The sequence below is a fragment of the Paracoccus zhejiangensis genome, assembly GCF_002847445.1.
GTDB classification, from domain to species: domain Bacteria; phylum Pseudomonadota; class Alphaproteobacteria; order Rhodobacterales; family Rhodobacteraceae; genus Paracoccus; species Paracoccus zhejiangensis.
The window spans coordinates 1,579,971-1,599,855 of the sequence record NZ_CP025430.1 but is presented as its reverse complement, the minus strand read 5'-3'; the positions used below and the strand labels follow the sequence as shown (position 1 = coordinate 1,599,855).

16 protein-coding genes are annotated in these 19,885 nt (G+C 64.6%); 8 read left to right on the top strand and 8 right to left on the bottom strand.

What is annotated here, in order from left to right; translation table 11 throughout:
* Nucleotides 1-132: 132 nt before the first annotated feature.
* Both xylB and CX676_RS07870 read right to left on the bottom strand, forming a co-directional pair.
* Nucleotides 133-1,548 (bottom strand): xylulokinase, encoded by a 1,416-nt coding sequence (gene xylB / locus CX676_RS07875; protein ID WP_101752122.1) that lies wholly within the window; start codon nt 1,546-1,548, stop codon nt 133-135.
* Nucleotides 1,532-2,692, bottom strand: a complete 1,161-nt coding sequence (locus CX676_RS07870; protein ID WP_232816643.1) for an ROK family transcriptional regulator — start codon at nt 2,690-2,692, stop codon at nt 1,532-1,534. The genes xylB and CX676_RS07870 overlap by 17 nt, the downstream gene beginning before the upstream one ends.
* Before the next feature lie 135 nt (nt 2,693-2,827).
* Here CX676_RS07870 and CX676_RS07865 point away from each other — a divergent pair, with 135 nt between their 5' ends.
* The 4 genes from CX676_RS07865 to CX676_RS07850 all read left to right on the top strand — a co-directional run bounded on the left by CX676_RS07865 (nt 2,828) and on the right by CX676_RS07850 (nt 6,439).
* Complete coding sequence (locus CX676_RS07865; RefSeq protein WP_101752120.1) at nt 2,828-3,856, top strand: sugar ABC transporter substrate-binding protein; 1,029 nt, start codon at nt 2,828-2,830, stop codon at nt 3,854-3,856.
* Between the two features lie 101 nt (nt 3,857-3,957).
* Nucleotides 3,958-5,031, top strand: a complete 1,074-nt coding sequence (locus tag CX676_RS07860; protein WP_101752119.1) for an ABC transporter permease — start codon at nt 3,958-3,960, stop codon at nt 5,029-5,031.
* Entirely contained in the window at nt 5,028-5,801 is a 774-nt protein-coding gene (locus tag CX676_RS07855) for an ATP-binding cassette domain-containing protein (protein ID WP_101752118.1), read from the top strand. The genes CX676_RS07860 and CX676_RS07855 overlap by 4 nt, the downstream gene beginning before the upstream one ends.
* A 101-nt stretch (nt 5,802-5,902) precedes the next feature.
* Complete coding sequence (locus CX676_RS07850; protein ID WP_101754212.1) at nt 5,903-6,439, top strand: nucleoside/nucleotide kinase family protein; 537 nt, start codon at nt 5,903-5,905, stop codon at nt 6,437-6,439.
* Here CX676_RS07850 and CX676_RS07845 read toward each other — a convergent pair.
* The 6 genes from CX676_RS07845 to CX676_RS07820 form a co-directional block, all read right to left on the bottom strand.
* On the bottom strand, nt 6,428-7,654 hold the full coding sequence (locus CX676_RS07845; RefSeq protein ID WP_232816616.1) for a multidrug effflux MFS transporter: 1,227 nt from the start codon (nt 7,652-7,654) through the stop codon (nt 6,428-6,430). The two genes, CX676_RS07850 and CX676_RS07845, sit on opposite strands and share 12 nt — an antisense overlap.
* A 67-nt stretch (nt 7,655-7,721) precedes the next feature.
* Complete coding sequence (locus tag CX676_RS07840) at nt 7,722-8,366, bottom strand: DsbA family oxidoreductase (RefSeq protein ID WP_101752117.1); 645 nt, start codon at nt 8,364-8,366, stop codon at nt 7,722-7,724.
* Nucleotides 8,363-9,829 (bottom strand): class I adenylate-forming enzyme family protein, encoded by a 1,467-nt coding sequence (locus CX676_RS07835; protein WP_101752116.1) that lies wholly within the window; start codon nt 9,827-9,829, stop codon nt 8,363-8,365. Before CX676_RS07835 ends, CX676_RS07840 begins: the two co-directional genes overlap by 4 nt.
* Before the next feature lie 141 nt (nt 9,830-9,970).
* Complete coding sequence (locus tag CX676_RS07830) at nt 9,971-10,177, bottom strand: cold-shock protein (RefSeq protein ID WP_101752115.1); 207 nt, start codon at nt 10,175-10,177, stop codon at nt 9,971-9,973.
* Between the two features lie 212 nt (nt 10,178-10,389).
* Nucleotides 10,390-12,336, bottom strand: coding sequence for a threonine--tRNA ligase (gene thrS, locus CX676_RS07825; protein ID WP_101752114.1), 1,947 nt, complete (start codon nt 12,334-12,336; stop codon nt 10,390-10,392).
* 415 nt (nt 12,337-12,751) lie between these two features.
* Nucleotides 12,752-13,684, bottom strand: a complete 933-nt coding sequence (locus CX676_RS07820) for a metallophosphoesterase (RefSeq protein WP_101752113.1) — start codon at nt 13,682-13,684, stop codon at nt 12,752-12,754.
* Between the two features lie 757 nt (nt 13,685-14,441).
* On the opposite strand from CX676_RS07820, the gene CX676_RS07815 reads away from it, so the two are divergent.
* The 4 genes from CX676_RS07815 to CX676_RS07800 all read left to right on the top strand — a co-directional run bounded on the left by CX676_RS07815 (nt 14,442) and on the right by CX676_RS07800 (nt 19,885).
* Nucleotides 14,442-14,630, top strand: coding sequence for a helix-turn-helix transcriptional regulator (locus tag CX676_RS07815; RefSeq protein WP_232816615.1), 189 nt, complete (start codon nt 14,442-14,444; stop codon nt 14,628-14,630).
* A 157-nt stretch (nt 14,631-14,787) separates the two neighbouring features.
* Entirely contained in the window at nt 14,788-15,684 is an 897-nt protein-coding gene (locus tag CX676_RS07810) for a WYL domain-containing protein (protein WP_198590305.1), read from the top strand.
* A complete protein-coding gene (gene brxF, locus CX676_RS07805; protein ID WP_101752112.1) occupies nt 15,681-16,139 on the top strand; it encodes a BREX-3 system P-loop-containing protein BrxF in 459 nt (152 codons plus the stop codon). Before CX676_RS07810 ends, brxF begins: the two co-directional genes overlap by 4 nt.
* Before the next feature lie 14 nt (nt 16,140-16,153).
* Complete coding sequence (locus CX676_RS07800; protein WP_198590304.1) at nt 16,154-19,885, top strand: DUF6079 family protein; 3,732 nt, start codon at nt 16,154-16,156, stop codon at nt 19,883-19,885.

Sequence of the window (19,885 nt, the reverse complement as noted above, 5' to 3'; positions counted from 1 at the left end):
TCAAAAGGGCGTTGTCCTTTGGGTTTCCCCCGACAGGCATCCCCTTGCAGGGGCCACCAACACCAATGAAGGCTGCGCTTATAGAGGGGATTCGGGTGGTGTCAAGATGCTGCGGCTGCACGGTAAACCGCGTCAGCCGCGCAGCCTCGGCAGATCGGCCAGCGCCTCGGCCCAGGGGCCGGTCAGCGCCGGCTCGGGCTGGAACTCGGCGGCGGTCTCGGGCGGGGTCAGCACCTCTTCGCCGGCGCCGGTTGCGGCCATCAGGCCAAGACGCGCGGCACCGAAGGCGCCCCCGGCCTCGGCTCCGGCGGGGCGCAGGATCGGCAGGCCGGTTGCCTGCGCAAGCATCGAGAGCCACAGGTCCGAACGCGCGCCGCCACCCATGGCGATCAGCGCATCCGCGCCACCGCCTGCCGCCTTCAGCGCAGCCATGTTCTCGGCCAGCGCCAGCGCCACGCCTTCAAGCACCGCGCGGGTCAGGTCGTTGCGGCGATGCGCGGCGGCGAGGCCAAGGAACTGCCCCCGGATCGCGGTGTCGTTCAGCGGCGTCCGCTCGCCCGAGAGATAGGGCAGGAAGCGCACCGCGCCCGGCGCGGCCACCGGGCCAAGCCCGGCCAGCAGATCGCCGGGCTTGCCGCCCACGATCCGCGCCCACCAGTCCAGCGCCGAGGCGGCGGACAGCATCACCCCCATCTGGTGCCAGCGCCCCGGCAGGGCATGGCAGAAGGCGTGGACGGCGGTTTCGGGAGCGGGGCAGAAGCGGTCGGTGGCGGCGAAGATGACGCCCGAGGTGCCAAGCGAGACAAAGCCGAGGCCGGGGCCGGAGATCCCGGCGGCGATGGCGGTCGCGGCATTGTCGCCCGCACCGCCCGCAACCGGGATACCGGCGGGCAGGCCCAGCTCGGCGGCGAGATCGGCGCGCAGCCGGCCCGAGGGCGCGCTGCCCTCGACCAGCGCCGGCATCTGGGCGCGGGTCATGCCGGTGGCGGCAAGCAGTTCGTCGGACCAGTCGCGGGCGGCGGGGTCAAACCAGGCCGTGCCCGAGGCATCCGACATCTCGCCCACATGCTCGCCGGTCAGCCACAGCCGCAGGTAATCCTTGGGCAGCAGCACCCGTGCGGTGCGGGCGAACAGATCTGGCTCGTGCCGGGCCATCCAGACCAGCTTGGGCGCGGTGAAGCCGGCGAAGACGATATTGCCGCTGATCCGGCGAAAGCGCGGGTCGGCGTCCAGCGCCGCCGCCTCGGCATGGGCGCGGCCATCGTTCCACAGGATCGCCGGGCGCAGCACCGTATCGCCCGCGTCGAGGCAGACCGCGCCATGCATCTGGCCCGAGAGGCCGATGCCGGCGACCCGGTCCAGCGTCACGCCCAGTTCAGCGATGGCGCTGCGACAGGCGGCGATCCAGTCGGCGGGGTCCTGTTCGGACCAGCCGGGTTGCGGATTGCTGACGGACAGCGCGGCGTGGCCGGTGGCAATGATGGCCTGATCGTCACCGATCAGCGCCGCCTTTACCCCTGAGGTGCCAAGATCAAGACCCAGAAACATGCTGACGGTTATCGGCGATTTGCGCAGCCTGCGCCAGAGGGTGCGGCAGCGACAGCGCGCCATCGGGCAGGAAGACATGCGACAGGGGTAGGGCCGCTGCGCCAAGGGTGCGGGCGGCGCGGCCAAGGCTGCCGGTCAGCACCGGAAGCGGGTCCAGTCCCGCCGCAGGCAGGCGGGTGATCGCCGCACGGGTTTCCTCGACCAGCAGGTCGCGCGTGCGGGGCGGCAGGGCGCCATCGATCACCACCGCGCCAAGATCGGCAAGGGCGGCGCTGGTCACGGCGGCCCAGGCCATGGCCTCGCCCGCCTGCCGCGCCCAGTGCCGTTCCGTCTCGGGCGGCGCGGTCCAGCCGGCATTGTCCGGGGGCAGGTGGGTCCCGATCATCCCCTCGAGTTGCAGGACCGAGGCATGGTCCAGCACCTGCCCGCCCATCGGTGCCGGCATCGAGCCGATAGCCCCGGCATTGCGATGCGGGCCAAAGCGCAGCTTGCCGTCCAGCACCAGCCCGCCGCCGGCAAAATGGGCGATATAGATATAGAGGAAATCATCCGGCAGATCGCGGCGACCAAAGGTCAGCTCGGCCGCGCAGGCACAGGTGCCGTCATTTTCCAGCCAGACCGGGAAGGGCAAGCCTGCCGCCAGCTCGCTGCGCAGGTCGCGACCGCGCCAGCCCGCCATTTCGGCGCCCCAGTCCCACAGCTGGAAGGGGCTGGCAATGCCAAGCCCGGCGATCCGGCCCCGCTGCTCGGGGGGCAGGGCGTCGATGAAGCTGGCGATGGCGTTGCGGGCGAAGCCGGCCACCCGGTCGGGGTCGGGATGGGGATGCACCTCTTGCCGGTGCATCCGGATGGTGCCGGTGAAATCGACCAGCGCCAGTTCCACCAGCCGCCGACCGACCTTGAGGCCAAGGAAGAAGGCGCCATCCCCCGCAAGCGACAGGGGCGTCGAGGGCTGGCCGACCCGGCCGCGAATCGCCTCACCCTCGCCGATGAGGCCGAGATCAATCAACTGCCTTGAGATATTTGTCGCCGACTGCGCCGAAAGCCCCGTGGCTGCGGCAATTTCCGCGCGGGATTTTGGTCCTTCGCGACGCAGCAAAGCCAGAACAAGCCGTTCATTATTGCTGAATTTTGCCTCTGGCATGGTCACTTGCGGCATGGTCCGTCCCCCTTCCATTATTAATTCAACCAAATTGATTTATTGACAAGAGGGAATCGAATGTGGTTGCTTGTTCCTGTCGCGGGACAACGATTCCCGTATCGGGTTGGAGGAGAGAACATGACCCTGAAGACGATTTTCCGCGCCTCGCTGGCCGGTTCGATCCTGGCTTTCGCGGCCAGCGGCGCCTTAGCGCAGGATGCGGTGAAGGCCTGCCTCATCACCAAGACCGACACCAACCCCTTCTTCGTGAAGATGAAGGAAGGGGCCGAGGCCAAGGCGGCCGAACTGGGCGTCGAGCTGAAATCCTATGCCGGTCAGGTCGATGGCGATAACGAGGCGCAGGTCGCCGCGATCGAGGCCTGCATGACCGATGGTGCGAAGGGCATCCTGATCACCGCCTCGGATACCGCCGCCATCGTCGACTCGGTCAAGGCCGCGCGCGATCAGGGCATCCTGGTCATCGCGCTCGACACGCCGCTGGACCCGATCGATGCGGCTGACGCGACCTTTGCCACCGACAACTTCGCCGCCGGCGAGCTGATCGGCAAATGGGCCGCCGCCACGATGGGGGCCGAGGCTGCCAATGCCAAGATCGCGTTGCTGGACCTGGCGATCTCGCAGCCTTCGGTCGACGTGCTGCGCGACCAGGGCTTCCTGCAGGGCTTTGGCGTCGATCTGGGCGATGCCTCGAAATGGGGTGACGAGACCGATCCGCGCGTGGTCGGCCATGAAGTCACCGCCGGCAACGAAGAGGGCGGGCTGAAGGCGATGGAGGCGCTGCTGGCCAAGGACCCGGACATCAACCTTGTCTATACCATCAACGAACCTGCCGCGGCCGGTGCCTACGAGGCGCTGAAGGCCGTGGGCAAGGAAGGCTCGACCCTGATCGTGTCGGTCGATGGCGGCTGCCCGGGCGTGGCCAACGTCAAGGACGGCATCATCGGCGCCACCTCGCAGCAATACCCGCTGCAGATGGCCTCGCTGGGGATCGAGGCGATTGCCGCCTATGCGAAAGACGGCACCAAGCCGGCCCCGACCGAGGGCAAGGATTTCTTCGACACCGGGGTGACGCTGGTCACCGACAAGCCGGTCGATGGCGTCGAGTCGGTCGATACCGCCAAGGGCACCGAGCTTTGCTGGGGCTAAGACCGGCGGACCGCCCCGGCGGTCGCGCATGAATCGATGAAAGGGCGGCCATCGCGCCGCCCTTTGCACAGGGTCCGGGGTGCAGAAGAAGGAGGGCTCCCATGACGGATAATACCAAGCCGGCGACAGGGTTCGAGGAGGGGCTGAAAGGCGCCTCGGAGACCGTCGCGGAATTTCGCGAGGAGAAGTCCCTCGTCAAGAAGATCCAGCACTGGCTGCACCAGACACCCTCGGCCGTGCCGATGATCGTGCTGGTAATATCGGTGCTTGTTTTTGCGCTTTTGTCGGAGAACTTCTTCCGCGCCACCACCATGTCGACCATCCTGCAGCAGATTGCCATTGTCGGCATCATCGGCTGCGCCCAGACCATCGTGATCCTGACCGCGGGCATCGACCTGTCCGTCGGCGCCATCGCGGTGTTTTCCTCGGTGCTGATGGGACAACTGACCTTCCGCTTCGGCATCCCCGCGCCACTGGCCATCGTGATGGGGCTGGCGCTTGGCACGGCGATGGGGGCGCTGAACGGCTATCTCATCTCGCGTCTGAAACTGCCACCCTTCATCGTGACCCTGGGGACCTGGCAGATCTTCCTGTCCTCGAACTACATCTTCTCGAAGAACGAGACCATCCGCAGTCAAGACATCGCCGAGGCCGCGCCGGCCCTGCAGTTCTGGGGCAATGCGATCCAGCCGGGCGGGGTCAAGGTGCTCTACGCCGTGTTCCTGCTGATCGTGCTGGTCGCGGTGATGGCCTATGTGCTGCGCCATACCGCCTGGGGCCGGCATGTCTATGCGGTCGGCGACGATGCCGAGGCCGCCAAGCTCGCCGGGGTGCAGACGAACAAGATCCTGTTGCAGGTCTATGCGCTGGCCGGCTTTTTCTGCGCCATTGCCGGCTGGGTGATGATCGGCCGCTTCGGCTCGGTCTCGCCGACCGCCTCGACCGGGGTTCTGGGCAATATCCAGTCGATCACCGCCGTGGTGATCGGGGGGATCTCGCTTTTCGGTGGGCGCGGCTCGATCGTCGGCATGTTCTTCGGGGCGCTGATCGTCGGCGTCTTCGAGATGGGCCTGCGGCTTGTCGGCACCGACCCGCAATGGACCTTCTTCCTGATCGGCGTGCTGATCATCTTCGCCGTCGCCGTGGACCAGTGGATCAGAAAGGTGTCGTCATGACCGAGCCCATTCTTTACGCCCGCAATCTCGTCAAGCGCTATGGCAAGGTGACGGCGCTGGACCATTGCGACTTCGACCTGATGCCGGGCGAGATCCTTGCCGTGATCGGCGATAACGGGGCGGGCAAGTCCTCGCTGATCAAGGCGCTGTCCGGCGCGGTCCAGCCCGACGAGGGTGAGATCACGCTGGAAGGCCAGAAGGTGCAGTTCGGCTCGCCCATCGACGCCCGCGCCCATGGCATCGAATGCGTCTACCAGACGCTGGCCATGTCGCCGGCCCTGTCCATCGCCGACAACATGTTCATGGGCCGCGAGCTGCGCAAACCCGGCATCATGGGCCAGTGGTTCCGCCAGCTTGACCGCCCGCGAATGGAAGCTTTCGCCCGCGCCAAGCTGAACGAGCTGGGGCTGATGACCATCCAGAACATCAACCAGGCGGTGGAAACGCTGTCGGGTGGCCAGCGCCAGGGCGTGGCGGTGGCGCGTGCGGCGGCCTTCGGCTCGAAGGTGGTGATCCTCGACGAGCCGACGGCGGCGCTGGGGGTCAAGGAAAGCCGCAAGGTGCTGGAGCTGATCCGCGATGTGCGCTCGCGCGGCATTCCGATCATCCTGATCAGCCACAACATGCCGCATGTGTTCGAAGTGGCGGACCGTATCCACATCCACCGGCTTGGCCGGCGCTTGGCGGTGATCCGGCCGAACGATTACTCGATGTCGGATGCGGTGGCGTTCATGACAGGTGCCAAGGTCCCGGAAGAGGTCGCGGCATGAGGCAGGCGGGGGACGGGGGGCAGGTGCCCCCGTCCCTCGGGCTTGCCTCGGATTATTTCGAGCAAGGCGAGGGACAGTCGCTCTTGGCGCGGCTCGGGCAGATGCCCGGGCCGCGTTCGGTCGTCGCGCTGGCCGGCGCACCGGGGTCGGGGAAATCGACCCTGGCCGAGGCGCTGGTCGCGCGTCTGCCGGGGGCGGTCTTGCTGCCGATGGACGGGTTTCATCTGGACGACCGGGTGCTGGACGCGCGGGGCTTGCGCGCGCGCAAGGGTGCGCCCGAGACCTTCGATGCGGCGGGCTTCGTCGCGCTGCTGGGCCGGGTGCGGGCGGGTGGCGAGGTGGTGTTTCCGATCTTCGACCGCAGCCGCGAAATCGCCATTGCCGGGGCAGGGGTGATCGCGGCCGAAACCCGGCTGGTGGTGGTCGAAGGAAATTACCTGCTGCTCGACCGCGACCCGTGGCGGGCGGCCAGCTATGACCTGACGGTCATGCTGGACGTGCCCGAGGCCGAGCTGCGCCGTCGGCTGACGGCGCGCTGGCAGGGTTATGGCGCGGATGTCGAGGCGCATCTGCAGAATGACATGACCAACGCGCTGACCGTCATCCGCGAGTCGCGGCCGGCCGATCTAGTCGTCTAGCCGGGTCATCAACAGCCAGGCCAGCCCCGAACAGATCAGCGTTGCCGTCATGATCGGCAGCGCCGTGCCGTTGTACAGAAGCCCGATCGGTGCCGCAATCAGCGTGGCAAGGATGGTCGAGATCGCCGCAACGATCGAGGCCGCCATGCCGGCGATATGGCCCATCTGCTGCAATGCCAGCGCGTTCAGGTTGCCGAAGGTGACCCCGGCCATCGAGAAGACGCTGACCGCCCAGATGAAGAAGAACGGGAATTCCAGCCCCGGCGGCAACAGTCCGCCGGCGAACAGGATCAGCATGACCGAGGACACGATGGTCTGCATGACATAGGCCCATTTCGCCATGCGGCGCATGCCCACCTTGACGACGTAGACCGCGTTCAGCACCGTGCCGAGGCCCGAGATCAGCGCCATGGCCGCGAACCAGGCGGGGAACTGGTCGCCGCGCCCATAGGCCTCGCCGAAAAGCTGCTGGGCGCTGCTGAGCAGGCCGAACATCTGGCCGAAGCCAAGCGTCATGATGACCGTGGCCAGCATCACCTGCCGGTTCGACAGCACCTCGCGCGCGGCGCTGGCCAGCGTCGCGACCTTCAGCGGGCGACGGCGGGACGGCGGCAGGGTCTCGGCCTGGCGCAGGTTCAGCCACAGCCCGCCGACCAACGCGAAGACGAGGAAGGCGCCGAAGACGCCATGCCAGCCGGCGAACCAGATGATCCCCTGGCCCATGGCCGGGGCCAGCGCCGGCACGATGATGAAGATCATCATGACGAAGCTGGTGATCCGCGCCATCTCGCGGCCCTCATAAAGGTCGCGCACCAGTGCCAGCCCGACGATGCGCGGACCGGCCGCGCCCAGGCCCTGCACGAAGCGGCAGATGAGCAGGAATTCCAGCGAATTGGCGAAGATCGCGGCGATGGCGGCGGCGGCATAGATGATGAAGCCGAGTGTGATCGCCCGCTTGCGGCCGATGGCGTCGGAGATCGGGCCGGCAAACAGCGTGCCGATGCCCATGCCCGCCACGAAGGAGGTCAGGATCAACTGCGCGCGGTTCACGTTGTCGGGCGTCAGCGCCGTCGCGATCTCGGGCAGCGCGGGCAGCATCGCGTCGATGGAAAAGGCGATGGTGGCGAAGAGAAAGGCCAGCATCGCGATGAATTCAGGCAGCGGCAGCCGTTCGACCGGATGCGCCTCGAAATGGGTTTTATGGGACGAGTCCATGGCAATCGCCTTTCGGATAGACCGCGGCACTTACTTCCGGATTGCAGATTCTGCAAGTCCCGTTGTGTCAGCCGGGATTTTGGGCTGTCTCGGACAGCTCGTCGATGACATTCTGCCAGAGGCTCGCGGGCTGGGCACCGCTGACGGCGTGGCGGTCGGCGATGATGAAGGTGGGGACCGAGTTGATGCCGCGCTCGCGGGCATGCATCTCGCGCGCGGCCACGGTGTCGCGGTCGGCATCGCTGGCCAGAAGTCGGGCCAGCATCTCGCCGTCCATGCCGGCCTTGGCGCCGATCTCTGCCAGCACGCCCGCATCACCGATGTCGCGGCTGTCCTGCCAATGTGCTTTCAGCAGGCCCGACATGACCCGGCTCTGCGCGCCCTCGATCCCGGCCCAGTGCATCAGCCGATGCGCATCGGTGGTGTCGGGCTGGCGCAGCACCGGGGCGAGGTTGAGGCCCAGTGCCGCCGCGCGTTCGGCCACTGGAGCCATGACCTCGGCGGCACGGTCGCCGAACTTGGCGCGCAGGTAATCACCCCGGTCCATGCCCTCGCGCGGGAATTGCGGGTTCAGGCGGAAGGGATGCCAGATCAACTGGAAGGGATGATCGGGGCGGCTTTCCAGCGCCCGGTCCAGCTCGGCCTTGCCGATCAGGCACCAGGGGCAGACGGGATCGGCGAAGATGTCGAGGGTGACGGGCTGGCTGGTCATGACAGGGCCTTGCTATGGGCGTCGCGCAGGGCGCGGCGGTTGATCTTTCCGGTCGGCGTGCGGGGCAGCGCGTCGAGATGGATGTATTCGCGCGGCTGCTTGTAGCGGGCGAGGGCGGATTGTGCCAGTTCGCGCAGCTCGGCCTCGGGGGCGGGGCCGGTCCAGAAGGCGGCAATGATGGAACTGCCGGGGCCGACGGTCAGCTCGGCGGCGGCCAGGTCACCGGCGCCGGGATGGGTCGCCAGCAGTTCCTCGATCTCGGGCGGGGCGACGCGGAAGCCGCCGGCATTCATGATGTCATCGGCCCGGCCCAGCATGGTGATGGCGCCTTCCGCATCCATCTGCGCCTGATCGCCGGGAATGAACCAGTCGCCGCGAAAGCGGGCGGCGGTCTCTTCGGGCTGGTGCAGATAGCCGAGAAACAGGCCCGGATCGTCTCGCGCGACCGCCAGCAGGCCGGGTTCACCGGCAGGCAGGGGCTGGCCCTGCTCATCGACCACGACGACCCGCCGGCCGGGCTGGGCAAAGCCTGCCGTGCCATCGCGCGCGGGGCGGGCCGGGCTGCCCGAGATGAAGGTCGACAGTTCCGAGGCCCCCATCGCCTCGTGCAGATCGGTGCCGGTGCGCGCACGCCAGTCGGCGCGCAGCCCCGGGTCCAGCCGCTCGCCCGCCGTCAGCCCGTGGCGCAGGGCGGCGGGCGTGGCCCAGTCCGCGCGCAGCATCCGGCGGAAGATGCCGGGCGCGCCGGCCAGGATGGTCGCCCCGTGGCGTGCCGCCAGCAGCGGGATCTGCTCGATCGCCACGCCCTCGGCCGGGATCAGCGCGGTGGCGCCCAGTGTCCACGGGTCCATCAGCCCGGTGCCAAGGGTGAAGGTCCAGTTGAAGGCGCCGCCATGCATCAGCCGGTCAGCGGGTGTCAGCCCGTACCAGCCCTCGAACATCATCTGCCGGGCCAGAATGGCCCGATGGGCGTGCATCACCGCGCGAGGTTTGCCGGAACTGCCCGAGGTATAGATGATATAGGCCAGCCGTTCGGGATCGCCCTCTGCAAACTCGGCCGGGGGCAGCGTGGCGAATTCTGACAGCGCGGCTTCGGTCAGGACCGGGGCCGGATGTTCGGGCAAGGCGACACCCTCGCCCGCGACGACCAGCGCGGGATCGATCTCGGCGGCCAGCTTGGTGATCTCGGGCCCGGTCAGCATGGCCGAGGTCGGCACCGGCACGATGCCGGCAGCGATGGCGCCCAGATAGGCAATGGGGAAAGCGGGGCGATTGCCAAGGCGCAGCAGCACCCGGTCGCCGGGGCGCAGACCCGCCTCAAGAAACCCGGTCGCCGTACCGCGCACCGCCGCGATCAGGCGGGCATAGGACCAGCGGTCGGCCCGCGAAAGCCCGACCACGGACAAGGCCAGCTTGTCAGGCGTTGCCGCGCCGGCGCGGAGGACATGTTCGGCCAGGTTCATGCGTGATCATCCCGTTGACTGCGCCGCGACCTTGGCAAAGATTCCCGCGGCCTGCAAATGCACCGGGCTGCAGAGGCCCCCAAAAGCGAACGGCCCGCGGGGGGGCGGGCCGTTCAGTGTGAATAATTCGGCTGGTTTGGATCAGAGCAGCTGAAGATCGCTGGCCGAGGCCCGGCCATCGCGGCCCGCCTGCAGCTCGTAATTGACCTTCTGATTGTCCTGCAGTCCTTTCAACCCGGCGCGCTCAACCGCCGAGATATGAACGAACACATCCTTGCCGCCATCATCAGGGGCGATGAAACCATAACCCTTGGTGGCGTTGAACCATTTCACAGTGCCGGTAGCCATTACCCGTCTCTTCCTTTTCAGTGTTCCCCCGGCGAAATTGCCGAAGGCCGTGCAGCCAGTCTTTCGATCGTCCGGCTGCCCAGTCAAACGGGAGGCGGTATGGTAGAAAGGCGCTCACAGGGGCGCAGGATGAACGAATCGTGATAAAACGCAAGCAATAATGGCGCCGCGAGTTACCTCGCGGCGTTAACAACTGTTCATCTCGGCGCAATTCAGCGCAGGTCAGGCGGCGTGGCCTCGGACGCTAGCTGATTTGTAACTTCTTCCAGGGACAAGTTCTGACTGCCCTGATTATCCAGCCGGCGCATCGAGACAGTGCGAGTCTCGACCTCTTTCATTCCAATTGCAAGAATTACAGGAACTTTCGCTACGGAATGTTCCCGCACCTTGTAGTTGATCTTCTCGTTCCGGGTGTCGGCCTCGGCCCGGATGCCCCGTGCCTGCAACTGGGCGACGATCTCGTGAACGTAATCATCGGCGTCCGAGACGATCGAGGCGACCACCACCTGGCGCGGCGCCAGCCACAAAGGCAGCTTGCCGGCGAAGTTCTCGATCAGGATGCCGATGAAGCGTTCGAAGCTGCCAAGCGTGGCCCGGTGCAGCATGACCGGGCGGTGCTTGGCCCCGTCCTCGCCGATATAGCTGGCATCCAGACGCTCGGGCAGGACGAAATCGACCTGGTGCGTGCCGCATTGCCAGTCGCGGCCGATGGCGTCGGTCAGCACGAATTCCAGCTTGGGCCCGTAGAAGGCGCCTTCGCCGGGATTGACCTCGGGTTCGATGCCGGCGGCGCGGGTGGCCGAGAGCAGGGCGGATTCCGCCTTGTCCCAGGTTTCATCGCTGCCGGCGCGGTGTTCCGGCCGCGTGGCGAATTTCACCCGGAAACTGTCAAAGCCGAGGTCGCGGTAAATCGCCGAGAGAAATTCAATAAACCGTTTCGTTTCGGCTTCGATTTGATTCTCGGTGCAGAAGATATGCGCATCGTCCTGCGTGAATCCGCGCACCCGCATGATGCCGTGAAGCGCACCCGAGGGTTCGTAACGGTTGCAGGATCCAAACTCGGCCATGCGCAAAGGCAGGTCGCGATAGGATTTCAAACCGACATTGAAGATCTGCACATGGCAGGGGCAGTTCATCGGCTTCAGCGCATTGACCGTCTTGGTCTTGGCGTGTTCCTCGTCCACCTCGACGATGAACATGTGATCCTGGTAGTTTTCCCAGTGACCGCTTTCTTCCCACAGCTTGCGGCTGACCACCTGCGGCGTGTTCACCTCGACATAGCCGCCGGCGCGCTGGCGGCGGCGCATGTAATCCTGCAGCGCCACGTAGATGTTCCAGCCGTTCGGGTGCCAGAAGATCTGGCCCGGCGCCTCTTCCTGCATGTGGAACAGGTCCATCTCGCGGCCCTGCTTGCGGTGGTCGCGCTTGGCGGCCTCTTCCAGCATGGTCAGATGCGCCTTGAGGTCGTCGCGGTTGCGGAAGGCCACGCCGTAGATGCGCTGCAGCATCGGCCGCGTGGCATCGCCCAGCCAATAGGCGCCGGCCAGGTGGGTCAGCTTGAAGGCGTCGGCGGGCAGCTGCCCGGTATTCTGCAGATGCGGACCACGGCAGAGATCCTGCCAGTCGCCATGCCAGTACATCCGCAGATCCTCGCCCTCGGGGATGCGGTCTATCAGCTCGAGCTTGAAGGGCTCGTTCTGGTCCTTGTAATAGGCGATGGCGCGGTCGCGGTCCCAGACCTCGGTGCGGACCGGGTCACGGGCGGCGATGATCTGCTTCATCTCGGCCTCGATCGCGCCCAGATCCTCGGGCGTGAACGGCTCGGCGCGGTCGAAATCATAGAACCAGCCGAAATCGCGGACCGGGCCGATGGTGACCTTGGTATCGGGCCACAGCTTCTGCACCGCCCGCGCCATGACATGGGCGAAGTCGTGGCGGATCAGTTCCAGCGCCGGGGCCTCGTCCTTCATCGTGTTGATGGCGATCGTGCCGCTGGACGTGATCGGCCAGGCCAGGTCGATATGCTTGCCATCGAGGCTGGCGGAAATGGCGCGCTTGGCGAGGCTGGGCGCAATGCTTTCAGCCACTTCGGCGGCGGTGATGCCGGCCGGATAGTCGCGCGCATTGCCATCGGGGAAGGTCAGGGAGATCTGGGACATGCAAGTCCTCCTCGTCGGTTTGGCGCCCACGGAACGCCCGGTTGCGGGTTATGCTCTGAAAACATAGCGAAAATCTACAACTCGTCACTGAAATTAGGACGCGATGCGGGATACGCCGCTGCTCTCGAGCGTCTGTTACCGCACATGGTTGGGGTCGTATAGCCACAATTTCTTCACGTCATGGCGATGCCTACCGGGTCTGTCGGACAGACCCTAGCTGACAAGCGGTGACCTCCAGACCTTCTATTGGGCACCTCTAAAAATTGCGCCGCCATTGCCGCGGCGGTATGACCGCGGGGGGCATCGAGGGCTTGGGGTCTGACAATGGTTCGTCCATTCAGACCTCCCTTTGGGAGGCTTGAATCTGAAAGCAGGCAGTGTGGGATTCCTGAATGTCCACGGACCCTAACTAACATTACAGTTGCAATTTGAGACGCATAGCCGCCGCAACCCCTTCAGCACCCGGGTGCAGTTCGTAGGTAACCAGCGGCCCATCCTTGCCGGCGGAATAGTCGAGGCACAACGTGTTCGGGCCCTGCAGGACCGGATTGCCGCTGAGCCAGTAGTGACCGAAGAAGACGGGGCGTTCGTCGGCGGGATAGGCCTGCGCCATCAGGGTTCCCGGTAGTGGGACATCGGGCAGATCATCCGGAACAGGCACCGAGATTGCGATGTCACGCCAGGTCCGGGCCCCCGTATTCCACCATTGCAGTCGGACGTGATCGCGGTGGGTGCCGTCCTTGTCGCGGAATGCAATCCCATCGGGAAGCTGGTGTTCGGGCCCCTTCGTGATTTCCTCGGCAAGGTGGAAAAGCTCGTCGGCAGGGTCAGCCGCGCGGATCAACTGCTCTTCGGACAGAACGCCGTCGTCGGTGAGCGCCCGCACGCGGTCGATTGTGGGGTCGACCCAGCAGGCATGCACGGCGCGGAATCCCTCAGCTTCCAGAAACAGCGGGAGGCTGCGCATCCACGCCAGCGCCTCGTGGGTCTCGCCGGCACCGACGGGGAACTCCGCCAGGAAGCTTGCGTGCTGGCGGAGGTTCTTTTCCGAATGAGCGCGGAGGGGCTGGCCGGTCTCGGAGTGGGCCGTGTGGAAGTGAAGCGCATTAAGCTCGTGGTTGCCCATGATCGCGCGGGCCTTGCCGCTGTCGATCAGGTCGCGCACCAGGTGAATGACGGCCCGGTTTTCCGGTCCGCGGTCGATGAAGTCGCCCAGAAAGACGATGGTCCGCTCGGGGTCGGGATGGCTCCAGCCCGCCGGACTCCGCCGCCATCCGAGGGCATCGAGCGCTCCCCGTAGTTTGGCGATCTGCCCGTGGATGTCGGGGATGATATCGACTGTTCCCATGCACTCTCCTGAAAATCGTTCCCTATGCTGATGGCTGGTTTGCAAGTGCCGTCGGTCACCGCCCCGCACCCTGTAACGCTAAAGAATTCAAGTCCTTTTGTCGTCGGGGTTTTCCGGCTATCGTCACGGGCGGACACCGCCACCGCTACGCGCCACTCGGCCAGCGCACCCACCGGCTGCGCCTCTTGCGTGTTGCGGCTCTGTTCCCCTCGGAGACGATTGACACGATGGGCAAAGTTTTGGCGGTGTTGAAAGTCAGGCCATTGGAAAGACGCCGAAAAATCCGACCGAACCGAATTCGGCGAGGTTCGCCCGAACAGAGACGGAGCGTCGATCAGAGCCCGGAACGGGCCTGGCGCGCGGTCTCGGAGGTTCGCATGGGGGAGGCAAAGCCCTTTGTAAACACGACTATTTCAGCGCCGCGATGGGCGCATGTCCGTGTTCGCAACAGGGATGATGGCGGAGGGAATGAGTCATCGAAAATCTCGACTCAGAGTCCCGCAGTCACGCGCTGGCAGAACTGCACGAGAGCGCTCGTCTCCGAGCGATTATTGATCGCTTTCTCTGGGTTACGTCCGTTCGGAACTTCCCAAGACCTGGGCGCTGATCGCCGCTTGGAGGCCCCGCCGTCGCCAAACCAGACGCAATGCGCGGAATTGCGCAACCAACTGACTTGCCTCGCATTTTCTTTCACGCCTTCGTTTGGACGCAACCACACCGAGTTGCTCGAATGGAGGAAGACATGAAACGGAACTGCATGACCCAGAAAGAACTCGCCGACCGCTGGACCATCTCGCACCGCACCCTAGAGCGGTGGCGGTGGGCTGGCGAAGGCCCGGCATACATGAAGCTCGGCGGACGCGTCGTGTACCGCGTCAGCGACATCGAGGCGTTCGAGCAAGAGGTCATTCAATCCACAGCTGACCAGCGGATCGCCGCGTTCTGACGCCATTGGCAACTTCCCGGCCGCAAGTCACGCTCCAAAGCTCTGATTTGCGGCGCATTTCGATTGCGCCACCTTCCCGGCTCGGCTAGCCTCGGCTTAGGCCCAGTAAATGGGCGCGCATAGTTATCGTGCGCATCGCCCGAGCCGGGAGAGCGTGATGGAGAGCGACAGGTCGGAACTTCGCTGGGGCGTCGAGCAGCGCCTCGAGTTCATTGAGTTCCGCCTGTTCTGGGAGGGGCATGTGAACCGAAGCGATCTGATGGACCAGTTCGGGGTCTCGGTGAACCAGGCGTCCACCGACCTGAACCGTTACATCGGCTTCGCGCCGGAGAACATGGTCTATGACAAGAGCGCTCGGACCTATGTCCGTGGCTCAGGCTTCAAGCCCCAGTTCCTCGAACCTGACGCCAGCCGCTACCTCGCGCAGCTGCGATCGGTGGCGGACGGGATCCTCGACCGCGAGGATTCCTGGATCGCGGGTCTCCCGCCCTATGCGGCCGCGCCGACGCCGGTGCGCGGGGTCAATCCGGTGACGCTCCGCTCCGTGGTCGGCGCCATCCGTCGCTCCGAGGCGATCGAGGTCAAATATCAATCCCTGTCCAGCCCCGAGCCGCAATGGCGCTGGATTGCACCTCACGCCATCGCCTTCGACGGCTTCCGCTGGCACGCGCGGGCGTTCTGCCTTAACGACGAAAGCTTCAAGGACTTCCTGCTCTCACGGATCCTCGACATCCGCGGATCGCGGGAGAGCGACACCTCGGCCGAGAATGACCGCGACTGGCACTCAGAGGTCACCCTAGAAGTCGCCCCCCACCCAGACCTATCGGAGACGCAGGCGAAGGTCATCGCGCTCGACTACGGCATGCGGGCCGGCAAGGCGAAGATCATAGTCCGGCGGGCATTGCTGTACTACGCGCTCAGGCGTCTCGGGCTTGATACTGATCCCGGCGCTAGGAAGCCGCAAGACCAACAAATCGTGCTGCTGAACGCCGCAGAGCTCAATGCACGAGCGTCGTCTCTTATCGGCGCTTCAGGGAGTGGGGCTGGCAGATGATTGAGAGACTTGAGAAGCTTGTCGACGACATCACCAGCCTGAACAGCAAGCTGGTGCTTCTGATCGGTCCGCCTCGGTCCGGCAAGACCGCTCTGCTTGCGCAGCTGTCTCAGCGCAGGAACGTCCCTGTCTTGAATGTAGGGGCAGCGCTCGGGCGACAGCTTCTCACAGTACCCAGCACGCGTCGTCACCTTCAGGCAGCAGACCTGATGAAGGATCTAACCGACGAGACAGCGCGCCAAGGACTGCTGCTGCTAGACAACATTGAGCTGCTTTTCGACCGCACGCTGCTGCTCAATCCGCTCGACTTTCTGAAGCGACACGCCCACGCGCGGCGCGTCATTTGCGCGTGGCCGGGGGAGGTTCGAGACGGTCGACTTTCCTATGGCAGGGCGGGCCATCCAGAGTATCAGGACTACGGCATCAATGGCCTGGTCCCATTCGAAATTAAGTGACGGGGGAAGGCGCGATGTCGATGCGCTATAGTGATCTTATTCAGTTCGAGCCGATCGAGTCAGTCATCCAGCTGTTGGACGCCAATCGTCCAGATGAAGGGAAGAAACTGGTTTCGACCTACGTCATGTCCGATGACATGGCCGAGCGTATCGCGAAGCTCATGATCCCTCAGCTGTCATTTGACGAGGCGGTCGACCATACCGGTGTTCTCGTCGTTGGCAACTACGGGACCGGTAAATCGCACTTGATGTCGGTGCTGTCGTTGGTCGCCGAGGACGCCGCTTATGCTCAGCTGATTCAGCACGCCAAAGTCGCTGAGGCAGCAGAAGCCATTGCCGGCAAATTCAAGGTCCATCGGATCGAGATTTCGAGCCAGATGTCTCTCCGGGATATCATCACTCAGCAGCTCGAGCTGTTCCTCGAAAAAAACGGCGTCAGCTACGCATTCCCGCCCGCCGACAGGGTCACGAACAACAAGGCGGCTTTTGAGGAGATGATGGCGGCGTTTGCCGAGGTTCATCCGAACCAAGGCATTCTTCTCGTTGTGGACGAGTTCCTCGACTACCTTCGCTCCCGCCGTGATCACGATCTGGTGCTCGATCTGTCCTTCCTGCGCGAGATCGGCGAAGTAACCAAACACCTGCGCTTCCGGTTTGTGGCCGGCGTGCAGGAAGCGATTTTCGACAGCAGCCGCTTTCAGCATGTCGCCGACAGTCTGCGTCGCGTGAAGGACCGCTTCACTCAGGTCCTACTGGCGCGTCAAGACGTGAGCTTCGTGGTGGCGGAACGCTTGCTGAAAAAAACATCCGACCAGCAAGACAAGATCCGAGGATATCTCACCCCCTTCGCCAAGTTTTACGGCTCCATGAACGAGCGCATGGACGAGTATGTCCGGCTGTTCCCCGTCCATCCCGATTACATCGGCACCTTCGAACGGCTGGTGTTCACAGAGAAACGCGGCGCTCTTGTAACGCTCCGCGACCAGATCCAAGCGATCCTGGACGACGAGGTGCCGGAAGATCGGCCGGGCCTCATCGGCTACGACAAGTTCTGGGATACGGTGAAGTTGAACCAAGTCCTGCGAGCGGACCCGAACATCGGCCCGGTGCTCAAGGTTTCGGAGGTGCTGACGGAGCGCGTAACCAAGGCGTTCACCCGCCCGGCCTACAGGCCCATGGCGCTGCGGATCATCAACGGGCTTTCGGTTCACCGCCTGACGACCGGCGGTGACATCTATGTGCCTGTCGGCCCGACCGCGGAGGAGCTCCGCGACGCGCTTTGCCTGTATCAGCCAGGCATCGAGGACATGGGCGGCGATCCTGAGGCTGACCTTCTCTCTCAGGTCCAGACCGTGCTTCGAGAGACGCTTAAGACTGTCAACGGCCAGTTCATCTCCAAGGCGCCCGACACCGAGCAGTACTATCTCGACCTCAAAAAGGACGTCGACTACGACGCCCAGATCGAAAAGCGCGCTGAAACCCTTTCCGACGATGCGCTTGATCGCGCCTACTACAGCGCGATCCGCCGACTCATGGAACGCACCGACGAAGCCAGCTATGTCACAGGTCACCAGATCTGGCAGTATCAGGTCGAGTGGCAAGAACGCAGGGTCGAGCGAGACGGCTACCTGTTCTTCGGCGCTCCGAACGACCGGCCGACCGCCCAGCCCGAGCGGGACTTCTACATTTACTTCATCCAGCCGTTCGAGCCGCCGCGCTTCCGCGACGACCAAAAGCCTGACGAGGTATTCTTCCGCCTGAAGGGCCTCGACGATGCGATCCGTCGCTACCTTTCCTTCTATGCCGCAGCGCAGGACCTTGCGTCGACAGCCAGTGGTGGCGCGAAGTCAATCTACCTCGACAAGGCCAATGACGCTCTGCGCGACATGAGCAAGTGGCTGCAGGAAAAGCAGATGACAGCCTACGAGGTCACCTATCAGGGCAAGGCCAAAACTCTGCAGGAGTGGACCAAGGGCGTCTCGCTTCGCGACAAAGCACGTCTAGGCCCCCAGGAGCGCATCAACTTCAGGGATGTGGTAAACATCATCTCTGGCTTGGCGCTCAAGCACCAGTTCGCCGACGTGGCGCCCGATTATCCGACGTTCTCGGCGCTGGTAACGGAATCCAACCGGAAGCAGCTTGTCGGGAACGCGCTGCGCGCGCTCGCCGGCGGGAACCGCACCAAGGATGCCATAGTCATCCTCGACGGTCTGGAGATGCTGGACGGCGATCGCATCGAGCCGGCACGCTCGCGTTATGCCCAGGAGGTGCTGTCGCGTTTGAAGGGCAAGGGGCACGGCCAGGTGCTGAACCGCGCGGAGCTGCTCAGCGGAGATAGTGACGTCGAGCACTTCGCCCCGCTTAAATTCCGCCTCGAGCCGGACCTGCTCGTCACAGTGCTCGGTGGGCTGGTCTATGCGGGTGACATCGTCCTCGCCATCACCGGCGACAAGATCGACTCCGGCAAGCTCACGCTGCTGGCTGAACGGTCTCTGGACGACCTGAGGCAGTTCAAGCACATCGAAGCACCGAAAGAAATCAACGTCGCAGTCCTTCGCTCGCTGTTCGAGATGCTCGATCTGCCGCCCGGCCTCGCCCAGCAGGCGACGCAAGGCTCGGATGAGCCGGTCAAGCGGCTCCAGGAGGAAGTCAGCAAGCTCACGCGTCGGGTGCTCAGCGCCACGACCGACATGCAGGGCCGGCTTAGCTTCTGGGGACAGCCGCTTCTGCGCGAGGAGGAGATCGCCGACTGGCGCACCAAGCTCGAAGCGCTGAAGAGCTTCTCTGAGAGCCTTGCGCCCTACAACACCGTCGGCAAGTTGAAGAATCTGCGTATCGGATCCGACGACATCGCGGCCCAGAAGAAGAACCTCGAGGTCTTGGGCGCGGTCGAGCGGATGCTGGAGTTGGTCGGTGAGCTTGGAAGCACGGCGAGCTATCTCTCCCTGGCCGAAACGGTGCTTTCGCCCGACCACGACTGGGTGAAGAAGGCTCAAGACACGCGAAAGCAGGTCCTCGAAAAGCTGACTGCGGACCGGACCGCGCAGCACGCATCCGATTACAGGCAGACGCTCGGCCAGCTCAAGAAGGACTACATCTCCGCCTACACGGCGCAGCACAGCAAGGCCCGGCTGGGCGTGGCAGAAGACAAGACGAAGGCTTCGCTGCAGAAGGATCCGCGGCTCGTCTCGATGCGTGCTTTGGCGGGCATCTCCCTATTGCCGACCAGCCAGCTCACGAGCTTCGAGGAGAAGCTGAACAAGCTGAAAAGCTGCGCGGCCCTCGTCGACTCCGAGCTCGCGGCCAGCCCGGTCTGCCCGCATTGCAACTTCCGGCCCGCCAATGAACAGGGCGATTTGCTGCCCGCTGGAAACGTGCTGAAGCAGCTCGACGACGAGCTCGACCGACTACTCGAGAGCTGGGTCCAGACGCTGGTCGACAACCTCGAGGACCCGATCATTCAATCAAATTTCGAGCTGCTGAAGCCCTCGTCCCGCAAAATCGTGAGCGGCTTTGCTGAAACCGGAGCGCTGCCCGACATGGTCACGCCCGAGTTCATCGCAGCCGTTCAGGAGGCGCTCTCGGGACTGGAGAGGATCACCGTGACCGACGAGGAGATCAAGCAGGCGCTGCTCCAAGGCGGGTCCCCAGCCACACCCGAAGATCTGCGCAAGCGCTTCGAGGGATTCCTGAACGACCGCTGCAAGGGCAAGGACACCACCAAGTTGCGCTTCGTGGTGGAATGA

What these genes read in the sequence shown, in the direction of transcription:
- CX676_RS07845 (WP_232816616.1), bottom strand. Translation starts at nt 7,654, where the DNA reads ATGGACTCGTCCCATAAAACCCATTTCGAGGCGCATCCGGTCGAACGG.
- CX676_RS07810 (WP_198590305.1), top strand. Translation starts at nt 14,788, where the DNA reads ATGGAGAGCGACAGGTCGGAACTTCGCTGGGGCGTCGAGCAGCGCCTC.
- CX676_RS07815 (WP_232816615.1), top strand. Translation starts at nt 14,442, where the DNA reads ATGACCCAGAAAGAACTCGCCGACCGCTGGACCATCTCGCACCGCACC.
- CX676_RS07835 (WP_101752116.1), bottom strand. Translation starts at nt 9,829, where the DNA reads ATGAACCTGGCCGAACATGTCCTCCGCGCCGGCGCGGCAACGCCTGAC.
- CX676_RS07800 (WP_198590304.1), top strand. Translation starts at nt 16,154, where the DNA reads ATGTCGATGCGCTATAGTGATCTTATTCAGTTCGAGCCGATCGAGTCA.
- brxF (WP_101752112.1), top strand. Translation starts at nt 15,681, where the DNA reads ATGATTGAGAGACTTGAGAAGCTTGTCGACGACATCACCAGCCTGAAC.
- CX676_RS07855 (WP_101752118.1), top strand. Translation starts at nt 5,028, where the DNA reads ATGACCGAGCCCATTCTTTACGCCCGCAATCTCGTCAAGCGCTATGGC.
- CX676_RS07830 (WP_101752115.1), bottom strand. Translation starts at nt 10,177, where the DNA reads ATGGCTACCGGCACTGTGAAATGGTTCAACGCCACCAAGGGTTATGGT.
- thrS (WP_101752114.1), bottom strand. Translation starts at nt 12,336, where the DNA reads ATGTCCCAGATCTCCCTGACCTTCCCCGATGGCAATGCGCGCGACTAT.
- CX676_RS07840 (WP_101752117.1), bottom strand. Translation starts at nt 8,366, where the DNA reads ATGACCAGCCAGCCCGTCACCCTCGACATCTTCGCCGATCCCGTCTGC.
- CX676_RS07850 (WP_101754212.1), top strand. Translation starts at nt 5,903, where the DNA reads ATGCCCGGGCCGCGTTCGGTCGTCGCGCTGGCCGGCGCACCGGGGTCG.
- CX676_RS07865 (WP_101752120.1), top strand. Translation starts at nt 2,828, where the DNA reads ATGACCCTGAAGACGATTTTCCGCGCCTCGCTGGCCGGTTCGATCCTG.
- CX676_RS07820 (WP_101752113.1), bottom strand. Translation starts at nt 13,684, where the DNA reads ATGGGAACAGTCGATATCATCCCCGACATCCACGGGCAGATCGCCAAA.
- xylB (WP_101752122.1), bottom strand. Translation starts at nt 1,548, where the DNA reads ATGTTTCTGGGTCTTGATCTTGGCACCTCAGGGGTAAAGGCGGCGCTG.
- CX676_RS07860 (WP_101752119.1), top strand. Translation starts at nt 3,958, where the DNA reads ATGACGGATAATACCAAGCCGGCGACAGGGTTCGAGGAGGGGCTGAAA.
- CX676_RS07870 (WP_232816643.1), bottom strand. Translation starts at nt 2,692, where the DNA reads ATGCCAGAGGCAAAATTCAGCAATAATGAACGGCTTGTTCTGGCTTTG.